Here is a 19,658-nt window from a genome sequence, read left to right as displayed (position 1 = left end):
AACGGATGAATCAAAGAGAAGAGTACAGAGAAAAACTGACAGAGCTTCGGAGACATTTTCATCGTTATCCGGAACTGGCTCTGAAAGAAGAAAAAACATCCGATTTTATCCGGGAATATATGGAGAAGCTTGGTTATACATTGACAAAAGTGCCGCCTACAGGTTGGATCGCCCAGCTTCCCGCAGCAAAAGAAAAGAAATGCTCTCTTGTACTGCGTGCGGAAATGGACGGTCTTCCCATGGAAGAAAAAACAGGTCTTTCCTATGCATCTGTGAACAAAGGCTGTATGCATGCATGCGGGCATGATGCTATTCTGGCAGCCGCGCTTGTTCTTGCGGAAATTCTTGCAGAGGAACAGGATACATTTCCTGCAAATGTCCGTTTTTTATTTGAGCCAGCTGAAGAAATCGGGGAAGGTGCCCGAAGGATGCTTGCGGCAGGGGCACTGGAAAATCCAAAGGCAGATGCTTTTCTGATGTTTCATTATGCGACAGATATGACTCTTGGCATGGCGGTTCATAAGGGACAGGCCTCCGCCATGATCGGAGGAATACGGATCGAAGTACATGGAAAATCAAGCCACTGGAGTGAGGCTGCCAAAGGAATTGACAGTATTTATGCGGCTTCTCTTGTTGTACAGAGAATTCATGAACTGAGCCGGACGTATCAGGGAAGTGCACCGTGTCTGGTGGGAATCGGTACCGTACATGGAGGAGAGTATGCCAATATTATTGCAGACCATGTGGTGTTGAACGGAAATATCCGTGCTGTGAAAGAAGAAGATTTCCGGAAGCTTGCCGGCAGACTGAAAGATATTCTGGAGGAAACCGCGCAGGAAACAGGAACAGAAATTACTCTGGAGTTCCCGAAAGAACCGGTTCTGGCGTTTGCCAATGATCCGGAGCTTACAGAAATTGGCGCCAGAGTGGGGAGAACTGTGTTCGGAGAGAAGTTTGTTCTGGAAGGAGAAGAGGAAGTTTTTCTTTCCGGTGATAATGCATATCGTTATTTTCAGAAGACAAAAGGGTTGTTTACCGTTTTTCTGGCGGCGGTTCCCGGAAAAGAACATCCGCTGCATCACCCCGGATTTGTTCTGGATGAAGAAATCCTGCCGTATAGTCTGGAAACTTTGTATCAGATTCTGTACAGCATAGGGGAAGAACATACGAAAAAACAGGAGGGCAGAGCGTGAAATACGGGAAAATTCGAATCGAGGATGGATATCTGATTTTTACCAAACATATGATGATCAACAGTCTGCCCTGCCGTGATATCCTGTGGGCATACCTGCGCAGGGAAGGGAATGAAGGCGAAGAAGGACGGCAGATCATCAGCAATTCTCTTGTGATTGTGACGCGCAGGAGAAAACGTTATAAATTTGAAATGACCGAAAAAGAAGTTCATGAATGTCTGGCCCTGCTTCGGGCTCTGAATCCGGAGATGGCTGTTGGATTTCCAAGAGGAGGACGGATTCCGCTGCAGAGCCTTTCGAATACCAGAGATCTTGGCGCGATTTCAGCAAAAGACGGCCGTCACATTCTTCCAAGAAAGCTTTTGCGCAGCGGACAGCTGTACCATATGTCACTTGCAGATCAGGATGTACTGTGCAAAGAATATCATTTGTCTGCAGTGATTGATTTCCGAAATGATTATGAACGGAAAAAGCGTCCGGATCTGATTCCGGAAGGTGTGATTTATCATTCCATACCGATCATTGATGAAGAATCTGTTTCCAATGAGGAAAAAAACTGGACTGCAGTGGATGCTGTACTGAATTTTGAAGGAGACCCGGATGAATTTATGGTTCGTCAGTATCAGAATCTGATCACGGATCAGTATTCTGTAAAAATGTATGCACGGTTTCTGGATGTTCTGCTACGGCAGGAGGAAGGAGCGGTTTTGTGGCACTGCAGTACCGGCAAGGACCGGACGGGTGTGGGTACGGCTCTGCTTTTGTGTGCTCTTGGCGTTTCCAGAGAAGATATCATGGAAGATTATATGAAATCCAATGCATGTCTGGAAGATGAAATGGAATATATCATTCGTCTGATGGAAACAAAGACCATTGTAGATCCTGGAATTATGGACCGTATCGGCATATTGTTCCGTGTCCGGGAGGAATATCTGGATGCAGTTTTTGAAACCATTGAAGAGAAATATGGCTCCGTGGAGCGTTTTCTGAGAAAGGCTTTATACCTGACTCCAAAAGCTATTGAGGCTCTTCAGAACAAGTATCTGGTATAAAAATATAAAAAAAGACCTGGATTTGTAAGTTTCCGGGCAGGAAAAAGGGCGGGTTTTGCCAATTTCTGATTGACAAAATTCCTTTTCTTGTTATAATTAGAAAGAGTCAACATTTATTAAGTTAAATGTTTAACAGTTTAAAGCGTTGAAAGCAGGTGGAGTATGCAGAAGAGAACATTATCCCTGCTGGTAGACAATACCGCAGGTGTACTTAGCCGTATTGCCGGATTATTCAGCCGTCGTGGCTATAATATTGATAGTCTTACCGTTGGTGTTACTGCTGATGAACGTTTTTCCAGAATGACAGTTGTATGCAGCGGTGACGAACAGATTCTGGAGCAGATCACCAAGCAGCTTGCCAAGCTGGTGGATGTCAGAGCCATTAAGGTTCTGGAACCGTCCAATTGCGTGAGCCATGAGCTTGTTATGATTAAGGTTGCTGCCAAACCGGAGCAGCGTCAGGGAATTATTTCTGTTGCTGATATTTTCCGTGCGAAGGTGGTAGATGTAAGCAAGGAATCTCTGACTGTGGAGATGACGGGAAATCACACGAAACTGGAAGCCTTCATCAATCTTATGAGTGATTATGAGATTCTGGAGCTGGCACGTACAGGTGTCACAGGTCTTTCCAGAGGAGCGGATGACGTAACATTCCTGTAAAACAGGCTGTTACATAGGCATGTTTGCTAGGGGAGAATCGTCCCTTAACGATATTATGAAAAAATTTAAAATACTAGGAGGAAGTCAAAATGGAGAATAGGATTTTTTACCAGGAAGACTGTAATTTAAGTCTGTTAGAGGGAAAAACTATTGCAGTAATCGGTTATGGCAGCCAGGGTCATGCACATGCCCTGAATGCAAAGGAGTCCGGATGCAACGTCATTATCGGTCTTTATGAAGGAAGCAGATCCTGGAAGAGAGCGCAGGAGCAGGGATTTGAAGTATATACAGCAGCAGAGGCAGCAAAAAAAGCAGATATCATCATGATTCTGATCAACGATGAAAAACAGGCTGCTCTTTACAAAAAAGATATCGAGCCGAACCTTGAAGAAGGTAATATGCTGATGTTCGCGCATGGTTTCAACATTCATTACGGATGTATCGTACCTCCGAAATATGTTGACGTTACCATGATCGCACCAAAAGGACCTGGACACACTGTAAGAAGTGAGTATCAGGCAGGCAAAGGTGTTCCGTGTCTGGTTGCTGTACAGCAGGACTACACAGGCAAAGCTCTTGATATGGCTCTGGCTTACGCACTTGCAATCGGCGGTGCAAGAGCTGGTGTTCTTGAGACAACTTTCCGTACCGAAACAGAAACAGACCTCTTTGGTGAGCAGGCTGTACTTTGCGGTGGTGTATGTGCTCTTATGCAGGCTGGTTTCGAAACTCTGTGTGAAGCTGGTTATGACCCGAGAAATGCATATTTTGAATGCATCCATGAAATGAAACTGATCGTAGACCTGATTTACCAGTCCGGTTTTGCAGGAATGAGATATTCCATCTCCAACACTGCAGAATACGGTGATTACATCACAGGACCGAAGATCATTACAGAAGATACTAAGAAAGCTATGAAGAAGATTCTTGCAGACATCCAGGATGGCACATTTGCAAAAGACTTCTTACTGGATATGTCTTCCGCAGGTTCTCAGGTACACTTCAAAGCTATGAGAAAGAAAGCTGCAGAGCATCCGTCTGAAATCGTTGGCGAAGAGATCCGTAAACTGTACAGCTGGAATGGCGAAGACAAACTGATCAACAACTAATCTGATTTTAGTATAATAAAAATACCCGGAATTGGTGTATGTCGATTCCGGGTTTTATTATGTCATAGATAAGTTTTTTGCATTTTCTTATGATATAAGAAAGCTCTCCGGGCAGGTTTCTGTCTTATACAAAAAAGTGCTGAAGAAGAGGATTGTGCTCTTCTTTTTTTCTGCAGACGAATCCGATTTCTCTGGAGGAAAACTTCATTCCCATGGGTACTTCTACGAGGATTCCCTGCTCCAGTTCCTGTTCGACAAATTCCCGGATCACACAGGCAATTCCAAGGCTGATCTGCGCAAATTCAATGAGAAGATCCATCGAAGTGACTTCCAGAATATGGCTCAATTCAATCTGATGTTCTTTCAGCTCGCTGTTGACAGACTGACGGGAGATATTTTCCTCATCCAGCATCATAAAAGCAGCAGTATGAAACAGAGATTCTCCAGGATAAAGCTCCTGCTGGTTCTTCAGATACCGGGTGGTTGCCACGAAGGTATCTGAGATGCGAAGAAGCGGACGGAAATGGTATCCGTGGAGATTTTTTGGCCGTCCGATAAGTCCGATGTCAATTTTTCCCTGATCCAGAAGCTTCAGTGTCTGGTAGGTAGACTGACAGGAAATATTGATACGGACTTCCGGGTGGGATGCTACATAGGACTTCAGGTGGGAGAGCAGAACGTATTTGCTCAGCGTGGAGCTGGCTCCGATACGGAGTCTCGGAATATTACGGTAACGGTTATGCAGAATCAGGTCTTCTCCTTCAGACAAAATGGAAAATGCTTCTCTCACTTTTTCAAATAGCGCTTCTCCGTCAGCGGTCATGGTTACGCCGCGGGAATTGCGGGTAAAGAGAGTGGTACCGAGATTTTCTTCCAGCTTCTGTATGGATTTGCTGATCGCAGGCTGACTGATGAACAGTTCTTTTGCTGCCTGCGAGATATTGCCGGTGCGGCCGACCGTATAAAAAATATGATAAAGAGATAAATTTTCCTGCATGTGGAAACCTCCGGTAAAGATATCAATTACTCTGCGTTCTGGATGCAACAATATATAACTGTAAGTTATAATAAATATATATAATATGTATTAGCATTATAACATAAATCGTGTTAGAATAACAACAGTTGAAAAAAAGATAACGGTTATGCTGCCGTTTATGGAAATAGTGATCAGAATAAACAGGAGGAAATGAAAATGGGAATGACAATGACGCAGAAAATTCTGGCTGCACATGCGGGACTGGATCATGTAGAAGCAGGACAGTTGATTGAGGCAGAGTTAGACCTGGTTCTTGGAAATGATATTACCTCTCCGGTGGCCATCCATGAGATGGAAAAAATGACTGTAAACACAGTATTTGATAAGGATAAAATTGCTCTGGTAATGGATCATTTTATCCCGAACAAAGATATCAAATCCGCAGAACACTGCAAATGTGTCCGCGAATTTGCATGCAAACATGAGATTACCAATTATTTTGATGTAGGACAGATGGGAATTGAACATGCACTTGTTCCGGAAAAGGGACTGGCTGTAGCCGGTGATGCAATTATCGGAGCTGACTCACATACCTGTACTTATGGAGCTCTCGGAGCATTTTCCACAGGCGTGGGAAGTACAGATATGGCAGCAGGAATGGCTACCGGCAAAGCATGGTTTAAAGTGCCGTCTGCGATTAAATTTAACATCGTCGGCAAACCGAAAAAATGGGTCAGCGGCAAAGATGTGATTTTACATATTATCGGTATGATCGGTGTGGATGGAGCTCTTTACAAATCCATGGAATTTGTCGGTGAAGGAATCAAAAACCTGTCCATGGATGACCGTTTTACTATTGCAAATATGGCAATTGAAGCAGGCGGAAAGAATGGAATTTTCCCTGTAGATGACCTTACTATTGCATACATGAGAGAGCATTCCATGAGACCATATAAGGCATATGAAGCGGATCCGGATGCTGTTTATGAGGCAGAGTACACCATTGATCTTGGCACTCTGGAACCTACTGTAGCGTTCCCGCATCTTCCGGAAAATACGAAGACAATCTCAGAAATTACGGAAGATGTTGTGATTGATCAGTCTGTGATCGGTTCCTGTACCAATGGACGAATCGATGACCTTCGCGTTGCGGCAGAAATCCTGAAGGGACGCAAAGTGAAAAAAGGAATCCGCTGTATTGTGATTCCGGCAACGCAGGCCATTTATCTGCAGGCGATGGAAGAGGGGCTTCTGAAAATCTTTATTGAAGCCGGTGCTGTGGTAAGTACTCCGACCTGCGGACCATGTCTCGGCGGTTATATGGGAATTCTGGCAGCAGGAGAACGCTGCATTTCCACTACCAACCGTAACTTTGTAGGACGTATGGGACATGTAGATTCCGAAGTGTATCTGGCAAGCCCGGCAGTAGCCGCAGCAAGTGCTGTAACCGGTAAGATTTCCGCACCGGAAGAACTGGGATTATAAGGAGGATCAGAATTATGCAGGCAAAAGGCAGAGTATTTAAATATGGAGACAATGTAGATACAGACGTTATTATTCCGGCACGTTATCTGAATTCTTCAGATCCTGCGGAACTGGCTACGCACTGTATGGAAGATATTGATAAGGATTTTGTAAAAAAAGTATCCAAAGGCGATATCATTGTGGCAACAAAAAATTTCGGATGTGGTTCTTCTCGTGAACATGCACCGATCGCTATCAAGGCAGCCGGTGTCAGCTGTGTGATAGCGGAGACTTTTGCGAGAATTTTTTACCGCAATGCTATCAATATCGGACTTCCGATTATTGAATGTCCGGAAGCAAGCAAAGGAATCGATGACGGTGATGAAGTGGAAATCGATTTTGATTCCGGTATGATCTACAACCGTACCAAAGGAACAGAATTCCAGGGACAGGCTTTCCCGGAATTCATGCAGAAAATCATCAAAGCAGAAGGCCTTGTCAATTATATCAACGCACAGAATGAATAAATCTGTAATATAGACTTGCTGAAAAAGTGTAAAGCTTTCGGATATAATTTCCGGAGCTTTACACTTTTTTCTGAGAATAAAAATACAAAGCAGGGTGAAAAAATGAAGGTGATTGTATGTGTAGATAATAAGGGAGGAATGGCTTTTTTTCAGAAAAGACAGAGCCAGGACAGGGTTCTTCGTGAGGATATTCTGGACGGTCTTCAGGGTGCAAAACTGTGGATGAGTCCATATTCATTGAAACAGTTTAAGGAAGAAAATCAGGCAGATCTGACGGCAGATGAACAGTTTCTGGATGCTGCAGGAGAAGAGGATTTCTGTTTTGTAGAGAATCAGAAATTGCAGCCATATGAGAAAAAAATCACGGAAATAATTGTGTACAGATGGAACAGAGATTACCCGGCAGATTTGTTTCTGGATATAGATCTGAAAGACTGGGAATTGGCAGAAACGGTAGAATTTGCCGGGAATTCTCATGAAAAAATTACGAAAGAAACTTATCAGAAAAAGTAAGAAAAGGAGTATTACGGTCAATGCATTATAAAATAAAGAAAAGAATTCTTCCCGTTTTATTTGCTTTATTGATGGGAGCAGTGGTGGTTCCAGATGTGGTTCCAAAGGTGGTTCTAACGCAGGAAATTTACGCTGCCGGTGGAGTTGATTTATCCGAAATTCCTGCGTATACCGGTGATCCTTATGTGGTCATTCATAATAATGTTCCGGATTTTTCAGAGGATGATTTTACCACAGAATCCTTTGAATCCTACAGTGAACTGGATTCTCTGGGAAGATGCGGAGCTGCCTATGCCAATATCGGACAGGATCTGATGCCTACAGAAAAGCGCGGCAGTATTTCTGAAGTAAAGCCATCCGGATGGCATTCTGTACAGTATGATTTTGTGGATGGAAATTCTCTGTATAATCGCTGCCATCTGATCGGATACCAGCTTTCCGCAGAGAATGCAAATGAGAAAAATCTGATCACCGGAACCAGATATCTTAATGTGGATGGGATGCTTCCTTTTGAAAATATGGTTGCCGATTATGTAAAAGAAACCGATTATCATGTATTGTATCGTGTGACTCCGGTATTTGAAGGGGATAATCTGGTAGCTTCCGGCGTCCAGATGGAAGCCATGTCTGTGGAAGATGAGGGCGATGGTATTGAATTCAATGTTTTTTGCTATAATGTACAGCCCGGGGTTGGAATTGATTACGCATCAGGTGACAGTTGGCAGGATGACAGTAATGTGCAGGGAGAAACGGCACGTTCTGTTCAGATTGAGTCACAGATTTCTGAAAACACAGACCAGGAAACAAAAGAGGAAGTTTCTGTTGGTACCACCTATATTATTAATATCAATACCGGAAAATTTCACTATCCGGACTGCCGCAGCGTGAAACAGATGAAAGAAAGCAATAAAATGGAATATACCGGAAGCCGGGAGGAACTGATTGGAGAGGGATATTCTCCCTGCGGGAATTGTCATTCGTGATTTTGAAATAACATAAACAAGATATCGGCGGAGAGGAATTATATTGCCAAAGCAATCCGCCGCAGGCGGAGAATCCTGCACAGCAGGATTCTTTCTCATTTTTAATTACAAAAACATATTTTCTTGATAAAAAAAGATTGATTTTCTGATGAAGTATTGATATAATATCATTTGTTACGGGGTATGGCGTAGCTTGGTAGCGCGCACGGCTGGGGGCCGTGAGGTCGCAGGTTCAAATCCTGTTGCCCCGATTGAAAGAGCCTTGATTTTCAAGGCTTTTTTCTTTTTGTGTTGCATTCCGTGCTGCATAATTCATGGAAATGATTGTTTGCAATATCGGAATATTTTTTGACGAGCCTTTCAGATTCCATTTTGCAGTCTGAAAGGCTCATTTTACTGTTTATCCCGAAACAGAGAACAACATATCCTCCATCGGGGCGAGAAGGTTATATTAATTAACGTATACTTCTGTTTATTCACGGTTAAAGACATTTCTGTCCAGCGCACCTTCCTGATGAGAAACGATGGTTGTACAAACCGCATCTCCTGTAATGTTTACTGCGGTACGCAGCATATCCAGAATTCTGTCGATACCCATGATCAGAGCAATACCCTCTGTAGGAAGACCGACGGAAGAAAGCACCATGGCAAGAGTGACAAGACCGACACTTGGAACACCGGCTGTTCCAATGGAAGCCAGAGTCGCTGTTACAACAACTGTCGCCAGATTTCCCATGGTAAGCGGGATACCGTACGCCTGAGCAATAAACACGACCGCTACACCCTGCATAATGGAAGTTCCATCCATGTTGACAGTTGCACCCAGAGGGATGGTAAAAGAAGAAATCTGTTTGGAAACACCCATCTTTTTGTTCAGAGTATCAATGGACATCGGAATGGTTGCATTTGAAGTAGCTGTTGAAAATGCAAATCCCATAACCGGAGCAAACTTCTTAATGAATTTCAGCGGATTCAATCTCGTGAATATAAAAAGAAGAATCTGGTAAATGACAAAGCACTGAATTGCCAGGGCAAAAGTTACATTTCCCATATATTTCAGCATAGGTTTAAATGCGGCAAAACCAACGGTTGCAAATGTTCTGGCAATCAGACAGAAAACACCGACAGGTGCGATTTTCATGATTGCCATGGTCATTTCCATCATAACATCGTTAAACTGGCTGAAAAAGTTTGCAACTGTAGAAGCTTTGCTTCCGAGCTTTGCAAGTATAATTCCTACAAACAGGGCAAAAACAATAATCGGAAGCATATCTCCATTGGCCATGGAGCCAATTGGATTTTTGGGGATAATATTCAGAAGTGTATCCACAATACTGGTGCTCTGCGCAGCTGCTGCAACTTCACTTGTCTGAACGGCATCCATATCAAGTCCGATTCCCGGATTGATGATATTGGCACTTGCCAGTGCAATGGTAACGGCCAGAGCCGTTGTAGCAAGATAAAAACCAATGGTTTTAATTCCAACTTTTCCCAGAGTTTTTGTATCACCAATAGCCATACTTCCGCATACCAGAGAACAGAATACAAGCGGTACTACCAGCATCTGCATCAGACGGATAAAGCCCTGTCCCATAACGTACAGGATACCTTCAACCAGCACTTTGTCCCTGATGGTTCCGGAAGGCATGACATAATGAATCAGAACACCGATGACGGCACCAATGAGAAGCGCTGCGAAAATTTGTGTGGAAAGCCCCATTTTTTTCTTCATTATTCAATTCCTCCTGTTTCATCCAGATATTCTTTCAAAGCCATCCGCCATTCCTTAGGCTCTTCGATTCCGGTCAGGCGAAGCATCATATTATCAAGAACGGAATAAACAGGACGGGAGGTATCCCTGGAAATCACAGGTCTGATTTCCATTTCGTCTGATTTTCCGGAAAGTTCCAGAATGGCTTTTGCAAATTCATAGCGGCTGCAGCTTCCCTGACATACTGCATGATATAAACCATATTCGTCAAAATCAATGAAATGTTTGATGACTTTCGCAAGTTCTCTGGCGCTGGTCGGAACAGCATAACGGTTGTTTGGCACTTCCATGACCGGAACTTTTCCCACATTTGACAGAAGATAATCGACAAAATCATGTCCGATTCCATAGATCCATGAGCTGCGGAGAATCACAAAACGGTTCATGAGCTGTGACAGAATCTTTTCTCCGGCTTCTTTTGATTTTCCATAAACAGATCTCGGATGTGTCTGATCAAATTCATGATATGGAACACTGGATTCCAGATCAAAAACATCATCTGTAGAAATATGAATTACCTTCGCGTGTGTTTCATCCGCTGCCAGTGCGACGTTTCTCACACCAATAGCATTTACTTTGTAAGCCATATCTACATTTTTTTCACAATATTCTACATCGGTAAGACTGGCACAGTTGATGACTACATCCGGCCTGTTAATGTGCATATAATGATTGACTTCATTAATATCTGTGATATCCACTTCGTTGATATCCGTGGTCAGGATCTGGTACTCGATGGAATCCAGAAGTGCGACCAGTGCGGAGCCGATATGCCCTTCGGCTCCCGTAATCCATATTTTTTTCATCTTCGTTTCCCTCTTTTTCTATAGTATTTTGTTACAGTAAATAAAATATTACTAAAAAATGTGAAGAAATGCAATATGTTTCGGTTGTTTTTTATAAATTTTACGAATATTTGAGTATTGTTTTATCAAAAAAATCGTTTTTTATATAGATTTGGTTTGATAAGGGTCTATACTTTTATGAATGTTTCCAATATACTATAAGCATATCCGGCAGACACTGGGTACACCCTGTGAAAAGTTCTGGAATTGCTTTTTGGTTATGAAATTCAGAGAGAGGTGTTGCATAATGGAAAAGAAAATGACAGTTGGTGTCATTGGGACGGGAGCAATCAGTGACATTTATATCGAAAACATGAAGAATGTGTTTGAAGTGCTGGAAGTGAAAAGCGTCTGTTCCAGACGTTTGGAAAGGGCGCAGTTAAAAGCTGCGCAGCATAATCTCGCAGCATGCACGCTGGAAGAAATAACGCATTGGAAAAGTACCGGGCACAGAAGATTTTGGAAAAGAATACGAAACACCGAATGAAAGTGTCGTAGCTGCTATTCTGGAACTGGAAAATGGGATGGTGGGTACTATTCATCAGAATCATGAGAGTATGTGTCATGACCGGGCGGATTTCGCCGTTTATGGAACGAAAGGGATTTTGCTTCTGGGAGATCCGAATCAGTTTGGGAACCCTGTTCGTTTGCTTCAGACAGATGGTTTTGAGGAACCGATTCCTCAGACTTTAGAGGAAGTGGGAGCATATTCCGGGAATTCCCGCGGATTGGGAGCAGCGGAAATGGCTGATGCTGTTTTAAGCGTCAGAAAGAATCGTGCCAGCAAAGAGCAGGCGTATCATGTGCTGGATATACTGGAATGTATGGAAAAGGGCTTTCCATCTGGGATGTTCATGGCAGAATAAGACAGGGAAGAATATGTTCGAAAGAAAAAAAGTATTAACAGAGCATTAAATATTTAGCCTGGCTTCGTGAAACAACCCTGCTGACAGTAATTTTCCGGTTGACAAAAACAGGGGAACGTGTTAATCTATCGTTAACGCATATGAGAAATGCCGTGATGAGGAATAGTACACAGGAACTGGAGCACAGAGAACTGCTGACTGGTGGAAAGCAGTGGAAGGAACGTGTGGAACTCGCCTCGGAGCATCTGCCCCAAATCTTATTCAGAGAGTAGGCGCAGACGGTGTCCACCGTTACCTGGAGAGGATATAAGCGTGTCAGAGATGGCATTCCGTATCCGATAAGTGTATGATTTTCATCATAAAAAAGAGTGGTACCGCGTAGGACATTTATCGTCTTTCGTCTCTTGCAGATAATGCAGGACGGAAGACTTTTTTTTATCATAGGAAAGTGCTTTGCATTTTCCTGTAAATTCAGAGAAATTCCGGGTAAATCCGAAGAGAAAAATGGAGGGAAAACAACATGATGAATGTAAACAAGTATCAGAGACAGTATTATATGCCGCCAAAAAGCTGCATGAAATGGACAGAAAAAGAGTATGTGGATAAAGCTCCGATCTGGTGCAGCGTTGACCTTCGTGACGGTAATCAGGCGCTCGTGATCCCGATGAGTCTGGAACAGAAAATCGAGTTTTTTAAGCTCCTTGTAAAAATTGGTTTCAAAGAAATCGAAGTCGGTTTTCCGGCTGCATCTGAGACGGAATATACCTTTCTCCGTACACTGATCGAACAGAATCTGATTCCGGATGATGTGACGATTCAGGTACTGACACAGGCCAGAGAACATATTATCCGCAAGACATTTGAAGCAGTAAAAGGTGCTCCGAAAGCAATCGTGCATGTATATAATTCCACCTCTGTTTCCCAGAGAGAACAGGTATTCCGGAAATCAAAAGAGGAGATTCTTCAGATCGCAGTTGAGGGTGCTTCTCTCCTGAAAAAACTTGCAGACGAGACAGAGGGGAATTTCCAGTTTGAGTACAGCCCGGAAAGCTTTACCGGAACAGAACCGGAATATGCACTGGAAGTCTGCAACGCTGTTCTGGATGTATGGCAGCCGACTCCGGATAATAAATGCATCATCAACCTGCCTGTAACTGTGGAACATTCCATGCCGCATGTGTATGCAAGCCAGGTGGAATATATGTGTGAGAATATGAAGTATCGTGAGAATGTCATTGTTTCTCTTCATCCGCACAATGACAGAGGCTGCGGTGTGGCTGATTCGGAAATGGGACTTCTTGCCGGAGCTGACCGAATCGAGGGAACCCTGTTCGGAAACGGAGAACGTACCGGTAATGTGGATATTGTGACACTTGGTATGAATATGTATTCCCAGGGCGTGGATCCGAAACTGGATTTCTCCGATATGCCGCATATCTGTGAAGTATACGAAGAATGTACAGGCATGAAAGTAGATGAGAGAAGCCCGTACAGCGGTGCACTGGTATTTGCCGCATTCTCCGGTTCCCATCAGGATGCCATTGCAAAAGGTATGCACTGGATTGAGGAAAAAGACCCGAATCACTGGACCGTTCCATATCTTCCAATCGACCCGACAGATGTGGGACGTAATTACGATGCAGATGTAATCCGTATCAACAGTCAGTCCGGTAAAGGTGGAGTCGGCTATATTCTCGAGACAAAATATGGTCTGAATCTTCCTGCTAAAATGCGCGAAGCTATGGGATACGCGGCCAAAGCGGTTTCCGATCACAAGCACAAGGAACTGCTTCCGGAAGAAATATACGAACTGTTCAAGCATACTTTCGAAAATGTAACAGAGCCGTACAGTATCAACGAGGTACATTTCCAGCAGAAAGACGGAGGCATCTGCACACAGGTAACTTCTACTTTCCATGGAAAAACAATTACAACAGAAGCTTCCGGTAATGGTCGTCTGGATGCAGTCAGCAATGCACTGAAGAAAGCATATGAACTGAAATTCAAGTTGGTTACTTACCAGGAGCATGCACTGGAACAGAGCTCCAGCTCCAAGGCTATCGCATATGTAGGTATCCAGAAACCGGACGGAACACTTTCCTGGGGTGCCGGTGTGGATCCGGATATTATCCGCGCATCCATTGATGCTCTTGTAACAGCAATTAACAACCGATAGGAGAAACATGATCTTACAGCAGATGCCGGAGACAGACTTTTCCGGCATCTGCTTTTTCGTCTCAAAAAGGAGAAACATGATAATCGAAACAGACAGATTAATATTGAGAAATTATTCCATGGATGATTTTGATGCTTTATATGAAATTATGTCAGATGAAGAAATCATGCGGCATTACCCGAAACCATTTGATGAGGAAAAAACGAGAAACTGGATCCAGTGGAATCTTGATAATTATAAAACCTGTGGTTTTGGTCTCTGGGCTGCGGTACTAAAAGAAACAGGGGATTTTATCGGAGATTGCGGGATTACCATTCAAAATATTGACGGTGAATTCCTTCCGGAGATCGGTTACCATATCCATAAGAAATACTGGAGACGGGGATATGCAGGGGAAGCAGCCAGAGCAGTCCGTGACTGGGTGTTTCAGAATACAGATTATGGGATTATTTATTCATATATGAAATATACAAATGTGGGCTCCTATTCTACGGCAATCGCCACCGGGATGAAAAAAGTAAAAGATACCCGGATCCGAAGAATGGGATTTCATATGTATATGCAATTACCAGAGAAGAATGGGAAAATATAAAAGATGCCTGAAATAGCCGCCTGCATCAGTGATCAGTATTGCTGCAGGCGGTATATTCCGGCTGAAATACCACTTATAGTTGTTTCATAAGAAAACGGTAATCTGTCGGACTCATTTGCAAATTATTGTAAAAGACCTGATTGAAGTATTTCGTAGAAGTATATCCGACTTTTGCAGATATATCAGATATTTTTAATGTAGTATTCACCAGCAAATCTTTTGCAGCCGTTAAGCGCCGCTCTGTCAATAACTGAGAAAAACCCATCGATAATTCTTTTTTCAGGATGCGTGATATGTAAGAACTATTCCGGTTAATATGTTCGGATACATCATTTAAACTGATTTGTTTTTCATAGTTTTTGTTGATAAATTCTATGACTGCGGTAACAATCATACCTGTATTGTGTGAGGTAGCGCGGGATAATTCCTGAATTAAATTTTTAATACAATTGGAAAATACCATCCTGCTATGCTCACTGCAGGGAGCATCTATACAGTTTCTGGTGATTGGTTGTGTAAGGAAACTGATATCCATAGGATTTTCCAATGCATTTTTTAACTGGCTGTGAAGGTTGAGCTCCACCAGTTTTACAGCATCCTGCTGGGTCTGCAGATCTTCGTTCTGAATCAGAGAGAAAAGGGCATCGCCTATTTTCAGAGACTGGTTCAGATTTCTTGTTTGGATTGCATTGATCAGATGAGAGATAATATCATTGATTTCAATGATATTGGAATTATAATCATTGATTTCATTAAAAAATAAAATATTTTCATCATTCAGACTGTCATAGGAATTACTGTATGAAAAACAATACTGAATCTGTTTGTTCAGTTTGGAAATCTGCTGAATAGAAGTACCGGTCTCACTGATACCAATGGTTATGGAAGAAAACAGCTTTTCTTCCGCATAATGGATTAATGATTGGGCAAAGTCCAGAATCTCTGTCATTTCATTATTGTGTATCGGCATGAAAATATAAACAATATTTCCAATATAACAGGACGCAACGGTACTGTATTCTTTATTGATTTTTTCAGAAATAGAATATGAAATATAATATTCCTGATTCTGGAGAATATTCATCCGGTTATTAGTGTTGCATTTTACACCAATCAGACAAAATGATTCCGAATGGATTCCAAGTGAAACACATTGATGAATCAGATCAGGAGACACGTGAGAAAGCGGATTGATCAAAAGTGTTTCCATCAGCTGTTTTTTGAGAAGAAGTTGATTTTCTTTAAAAAACCGGGACAGTAATTCCTTTTGCTTTTGGGAATTTTCTTTTGCCTGAATAGTGGAAACCGCTTTTTGCAGGCAGGAGATAAAATTGTCATGACTTAATGGCTTTAGCAGATAATCAAAGGCATCATATTTCAGCGCAGCCTGTGCATAGGAAAACTCTGAGTAACCGGACACAAAGATCAACAGAAGCTCAAGCTGCGCATCATGAATTTTCTGCAGAAGAGTAACTCCGTTTTCGCAGGGCATTTGAATATCGGTGAATACGATTTCAGGGCTTTCTTTTATGATTATTTCCCAGGCAGTTGCTGCGTTATTGGATGAAAGGACAGTGTAATGGCTATAATCTGAATTCTTAATCAGATTCTCCATAGTATAGAGTGCAATTGGTTCATCGTCAACAAGTAATATTTTCATGATAAACTCCTTTTCATGAATGAAGGATTTTCTGTAATCCGCAATGGAATAGAAATTGTTACGCAGGCCCCATTATTTTCATTGTTTTTCAGAATCAGTCCATATCCATTACCGTAATAGAGTTTCAGGCGGCGGTCAATATTGTGAAGACCATAGGAAGATGTCTGTTTCTGATATTGAGCAGAGTGAAATAAATCCAGAAATTCCTGGCTGAACCCGGGCCCGTTATCTTTTACGGATATTTGCAGTCTGGAATCGTCTGAACTTCCCTGAATGGCAATAAGACCATGACCGGTTATCTTTGATGTTCCGTGAATTACCGCATTTTCAATTAACGGCTGTATTACCAGTTTGGGAATATAGTAATGCTGCATACTTTTGGGGATATCGAAAATAATGGAAAGATTATTTTCAAATCGGAGCTTCTGAATATAAGTATACTCTCTCACATAGGTAAGATCCTCACCGATTTTACAAAATGGTTTACCTTTAAGAGACATCCTTTCAATATCTGCAAGTGCTATCAAAGCCTGATGGCATTCTTCTTTTCGATCCATGTCCACTAGTCCGGAGATGCAATTAAGTGTATTGTATAGGAAATGCGGGTTGATCTGTGACTGCAGGTTTTCGATTTCGATATTTTTAGTAAGCAGTTCCTGTTCATGTATTTTTTCTGACAGAGTGTGAATCCGTGATAGTGTCTGGTTATATACGCTGGATAATTCTGCGAATTCAGTGGAACTGTCCATATGGATAAAGGCATCTTTGCTGATAGATTTTGTTTCATTAAGCTTTTTCATAAAATAGTCAAATTCATTAGCAATACTTCTGGAGATAAAGCTGGTAGCGGATATCATGGCTACTAATGCAAGGATACAGGGAATTAAAAGGAGCATAATAAAAGTCGGTGTATTTCTATAAATATGAGTCTGATTTTTGATCAGAAAAAGGTTTGTTTGTGAAAGAGAGAGCGGCATGGAACGCATCTCATATGTATTTTGTCTGATCGTTGTTTTTTGTTTGCAATTGGCCAGAAGCTGAATTTCTTTATTGGTTAAGTCTGTATAATTCAAATATATCTGCTGTTCATTGTCTGAAAGCGCTAATTGATAAGATGGGTTATTCAGGGAAAAAATCTTGTCAAATACAGAAATCTTGGGTTCTACGATAAGAGTCCCAAGATAGTATTTTCCGGCTGTAGATACTTTGCCGGTCCATTGATAAATATCCCTGGCAATATAAAGCTTTCCTGGATCGTCTGGATTTGAAAATAGAAAAGGAAGCCCATGATATTTGTGTCCTTTCTCAATAATTGTATCTGCACATGACAGAATGGCAGTGGAAAGTGTCTCTGATGACAGTGCAGAAGTTGATAATAAACGTTTATCTTTGGTATAAAAAAATACATTCTCTGTATAGCTGGCACTCAAATAGGGATAATAGGGTGCTTCATTTTGAAGCAGAGTCTTTGCCTGCAGAGCCTGATCTGCCGGAATTTTCAAGAGTGCATCCTGGGTAGCTGTCTTATAAAAGAAAATACTGGTATCAAGGGTAAACTGTTCAAAAATTGAGTCCAGAGCTGACGCTGCTGAATTAAGATAGGTAGATTCTTCACGTCGGGAAGATTCTCTAATAGTTCTGAAATAGAACAGGGTATCTGTGATACCGATGATCAGAAAACTGACAAGTAAAATCGGGACAACATATCTTGTATATTTGATTCGAATACTGACCGGATGTGTCTGATTTTTCATAAGATAAATCACCTCATTTTTATTTATGGGAATATCATACCATACGGATAGTTGAAAAAAAAGAACAGGTAAAAAAATTGGTAAGATAAGTCATTTTTATGGAATCGTCAAATGACTTATCCGATATTATAATAGAATTAACAAAAGAAACAAGGAGGTTTTTCTTCATGAAAAAGAAAGCAATCAGTGTACTTATGGCACTGGCAATGACCGCAGGCATGGTTGGAGGAAGCGTATCCATGGTTAACGCGGAAAATTTATCATCCGGAGAATATGTGTACGAGGAACTGGAGGATGCAGAAATTACTTATTTCCACTTTTCTGTAGAAGGGAAAGAATTATTTGAGAAAGAAATTGCTGCATACAATGAAATCCATCCCAATGTAAAAATCAATCTGGAACTTGTCGGCGGCGGTACCGACTGGCGTTCTACATTAAAAGCAGAAATTTCCAGTGGTCAGGCCCCGGATGTTATTGCATTTGAAGGTGCATCTGATTTTGATACTTTTGGAGATCTTCTGGAAGATTTAAGTGACCAGCCATGGGTGGAGAATGTATATGAGAACAGTATCAATGACTGTAAGATTAATGATACGGTAATCGCATTGCCGGCAGGTGTTGTGTGTTACGGTCTGCTTTACAATAAGCCGGTCTTTGAAGCCTGTGGAATCGATGTAGCATCTATTACAAGCTATGATGCGATGGATGAGGCATTTGGCAAAGTACAGGCTGCTATTGATGCAGGAGAACTTGCAGAAGAATTCCCGGATCTGGAAGCTGTTGTATCTGTTCCGGGTGCAGAAAAATGGGTACTTGCAAATCATGGTTCCAATCCGGCTCTTCAGTCCGAATTTGGCAGTGCGTTTGATACATATAAAGCAAAAGAACTTGAATTTAAATATGCAGATGCATTAAAAGATTACGTGGACCTTCTGGTAAAATATTCACCGGACGCAGATAAACCGGAAGCGCTTGTTGCTGTTGATTATGACAGTGCTATGGGTGGATCCTTCTGTATCGGAAGAACAGCAGTTATTCAGATGGGTCAGTGGGTTGCGCAGGTGATTGAAGAAGTAGATCCGGAACTGCTGGAAAACATTGGAGTACTTCCGATGCCTTTGAAAGGGGTAGATGAGGATAATATCTGTTATGGTATTGCTTCTTATCTGGTAGTAAACAAGAATTCTGATGATGCGAAAAAAGCGGCAGCAAAAGATTTCCTTAGATGGTTATATATGTCTGATGAAGGAAAGGCACTTGTTTCTTCAAATATCAGCATTCCAATGAATAACTTTGAAGATTATCCATCTTCCAACGTAATCAGCCGTGCATGTGAAGAGTATGCGCAGGCTGGAAACACATTCTCTCTGGTATTTGGCGGATGTCCGGATGGATGGCTGGATCTTCTTGGTGCAGGAATTCAGGGCTATATTTCTGGTGACAAAGAATGGAGCACAGTTGTAGAAGAGGCAAAAACAAACTGGGCAGAAATGAGACAGTAATAAGTTAAAATT

Annotated in this window: 18 protein-coding genes, 1 tRNA gene and 1 other annotated feature; of the genes, 14 read left to right on the top strand and 5 right to left on the bottom strand. The window is 42.0% G+C overall.

Features of this window, described 5'->3' with window-relative positions; all coding sequences use genetic code 11:
- The first annotated feature begins 5 nt into the window (after positions 1 to 5).
- The 4 genes from ACTNEW_RS04280 to ilvC all read left to right on the top strand — a co-directional run bounded on the left by ACTNEW_RS04280 (position 6) and on the right by ilvC (position 4,014).
- A complete protein-coding gene (locus tag ACTNEW_RS04280; protein ID WP_441058337.1) occupies positions 6 to 1,193 on the top strand; it encodes a M20 metallopeptidase family protein in 1,188 nt (395 codons plus the stop codon).
- A complete protein-coding gene (locus ACTNEW_RS04275) occupies positions 1,190 to 2,245 on the top strand; it encodes a tyrosine-protein phosphatase (protein ID WP_441058335.1) in 1,056 nt (351 codons plus the stop codon). The genes ACTNEW_RS04280 and ACTNEW_RS04275 overlap by 4 nt, the downstream gene beginning before the upstream one ends.
- 162 nt (positions 2,246 to 2,407) lie before the next feature.
- Positions 2,408 to 2,905 carry an acetolactate synthase small subunit gene (gene ilvN, locus ACTNEW_RS04270; RefSeq protein WP_441058333.1) on the top strand — a complete coding sequence of 166 codons (498 nt, stop codon included), beginning with the start codon at positions 2,408 to 2,410 and terminating at the stop codon, positions 2,903 to 2,905.
- An 89-nt stretch (positions 2,906 to 2,994) separates the two neighbouring features.
- A complete protein-coding gene (gene ilvC / locus ACTNEW_RS04265) occupies positions 2,995 to 4,014 on the top strand; it encodes a ketol-acid reductoisomerase (RefSeq protein ID WP_441058331.1) in 1,020 nt (339 codons plus the stop codon).
- A 124-nt stretch (positions 4,015 to 4,138) separates the two neighbouring features.
- Here the strand turns inward: ilvC and ACTNEW_RS04260 are convergent, their stop codons facing one another.
- Positions 4,139 to 5,011, bottom strand: coding sequence for a LysR family transcriptional regulator (locus ACTNEW_RS04260; protein WP_441058329.1), 873 nt, complete (start codon positions 5,009 to 5,011; stop codon positions 4,139 to 4,141).
- Between the two features lie 198 nt (positions 5,012 to 5,209).
- On the opposite strand from ACTNEW_RS04260, the gene leuC reads away from it, so the two are divergent.
- The 5 genes from leuC (at position 5,210) to ACTNEW_RS04235 (ending at position 8,731) form a co-directional block, all read left to right on the top strand.
- A complete protein-coding gene (gene leuC / locus ACTNEW_RS04255; protein WP_441058327.1) occupies positions 5,210 to 6,478 on the top strand; it encodes a 3-isopropylmalate dehydratase large subunit in 1,269 nt (422 codons plus the stop codon).
- Positions 6,479 to 6,492: 14 nt separating this feature from the next.
- Entirely contained in the window at positions 6,493 to 6,984 is a 492-nt protein-coding gene (gene leuD, locus ACTNEW_RS04250) for a 3-isopropylmalate dehydratase small subunit (protein ID WP_441058325.1), read from the top strand.
- A gap of 102 nt (positions 6,985 to 7,086) precedes the next feature.
- Positions 7,087 to 7,497, top strand: coding sequence for a ribonuclease Z (locus ACTNEW_RS04245; protein ID WP_441058323.1), 411 nt, complete (start codon positions 7,087 to 7,089; stop codon positions 7,495 to 7,497).
- Positions 7,498 to 7,517: 20 nt separating this feature from the next.
- Complete coding sequence (locus ACTNEW_RS04240; protein ID WP_441058321.1) at positions 7,518 to 8,480, top strand: DNA/RNA non-specific endonuclease; 963 nt, start codon at positions 7,518 to 7,520, stop codon at positions 8,478 to 8,480.
- Between the two features lie 177 nt (positions 8,481 to 8,657).
- Positions 8,658 to 8,731, top strand: a tRNA-Pro gene (locus ACTNEW_RS04235).
- 221 nt (positions 8,732 to 8,952) lie between these two features.
- Here the strand turns inward: ACTNEW_RS04235 and ACTNEW_RS04230 are convergent.
- Entirely contained in the window at positions 8,953 to 10,212 is a 1,260-nt protein-coding gene (locus ACTNEW_RS04230) for a dicarboxylate/amino acid:cation symporter (protein WP_441058319.1), read from the bottom strand.
- Positions 10,212 to 11,057 carry a dTDP-4-dehydrorhamnose reductase gene (gene rfbD / locus ACTNEW_RS04225; protein ID WP_441058317.1) on the bottom strand — a complete coding sequence of 282 codons (846 nt, stop codon included), beginning with the start codon at positions 11,055 to 11,057 and terminating at the stop codon, positions 10,212 to 10,214. Before rfbD ends, ACTNEW_RS04230 begins: the two co-directional genes overlap by 1 nt.
- 286 nt (positions 11,058 to 11,343) lie before the next feature.
- Here rfbD and ACTNEW_RS04220 point away from each other — a divergent pair, with 286 nt between their 5' ends.
- The 4 genes from ACTNEW_RS04220 (at position 11,344) to ACTNEW_RS04205 (ending at position 14,730) form a co-directional block, all read left to right on the top strand.
- A complete protein-coding gene (locus tag ACTNEW_RS04220; RefSeq protein WP_441058315.1) occupies positions 11,344 to 11,583 on the top strand; it encodes a hypothetical protein in 240 nt (79 codons plus the stop codon).
- Entirely contained in the window at positions 11,528 to 11,962 is a 435-nt protein-coding gene (locus ACTNEW_RS04215) for a Gfo/Idh/MocA family oxidoreductase (protein WP_441058705.1), read from the top strand. Before ACTNEW_RS04220 ends, ACTNEW_RS04215 begins: the two co-directional genes overlap by 56 nt.
- A gap of 143 nt (positions 11,963 to 12,105) precedes the next feature.
- Positions 12,106 to 12,370: a binding site (T-box leader), on the top strand.
- 112 nt (positions 12,371 to 12,482) lie between these two features.
- A complete protein-coding gene (locus ACTNEW_RS04210; protein ID WP_441058313.1) occupies positions 12,483 to 14,138 on the top strand; it encodes a 2-isopropylmalate synthase in 1,656 nt (551 codons plus the stop codon).
- Positions 14,139 to 14,214: 76 nt separating this feature from the next.
- Positions 14,215 to 14,730 carry a GNAT family N-acetyltransferase gene (locus ACTNEW_RS04205; protein WP_441058311.1) on the top strand — a complete coding sequence of 172 codons (516 nt, stop codon included), beginning with the start codon at positions 14,215 to 14,217 and terminating at the stop codon, positions 14,728 to 14,730.
- A gap of 73 nt (positions 14,731 to 14,803) precedes the next feature.
- Here the strand turns inward: ACTNEW_RS04205 and ACTNEW_RS04200 are convergent, their stop codons facing one another.
- Positions 14,804 to 16,390: a response regulator gene (locus ACTNEW_RS04200; protein WP_441058309.1), complete on the bottom strand. Its 1,587-nt coding sequence runs from the start codon at positions 16,388 to 16,390 to the stop codon at positions 14,804 to 14,806.
- On the bottom strand, positions 16,387 to 18,144 hold the full coding sequence (locus tag ACTNEW_RS04195; protein ID WP_441058307.1) for a sensor histidine kinase: 1,758 nt from the start codon (positions 18,142 to 18,144) through the stop codon (positions 16,387 to 16,389). Before ACTNEW_RS04195 ends, ACTNEW_RS04200 begins: the two co-directional genes overlap by 4 nt.
- Positions 18,145 to 18,311: 167 nt before the next feature.
- On the opposite strand from ACTNEW_RS04195, the gene ACTNEW_RS04190 reads away from it, so the two are divergent.
- Complete coding sequence (locus tag ACTNEW_RS04190; protein WP_441058305.1) at positions 18,312 to 19,646, top strand: ABC transporter substrate-binding protein; 1,335 nt, start codon at positions 18,312 to 18,314, stop codon at positions 19,644 to 19,646.
- The last annotated feature ends 12 nt before the right edge of the window (positions 19,647 to 19,658 follow it).

The sequence above is a fragment of the Blautia sp. HCP3S3_G3 genome (assembly GCF_052063365.1).
Lineage (GTDB): Bacteria > Bacillota > Clostridia > Lachnospirales > Lachnospiraceae > Blautia_A.
Note: the sequence above shows the minus strand (reverse complement) of the source record. Positions and strands in the feature narration are given on the sequence as shown.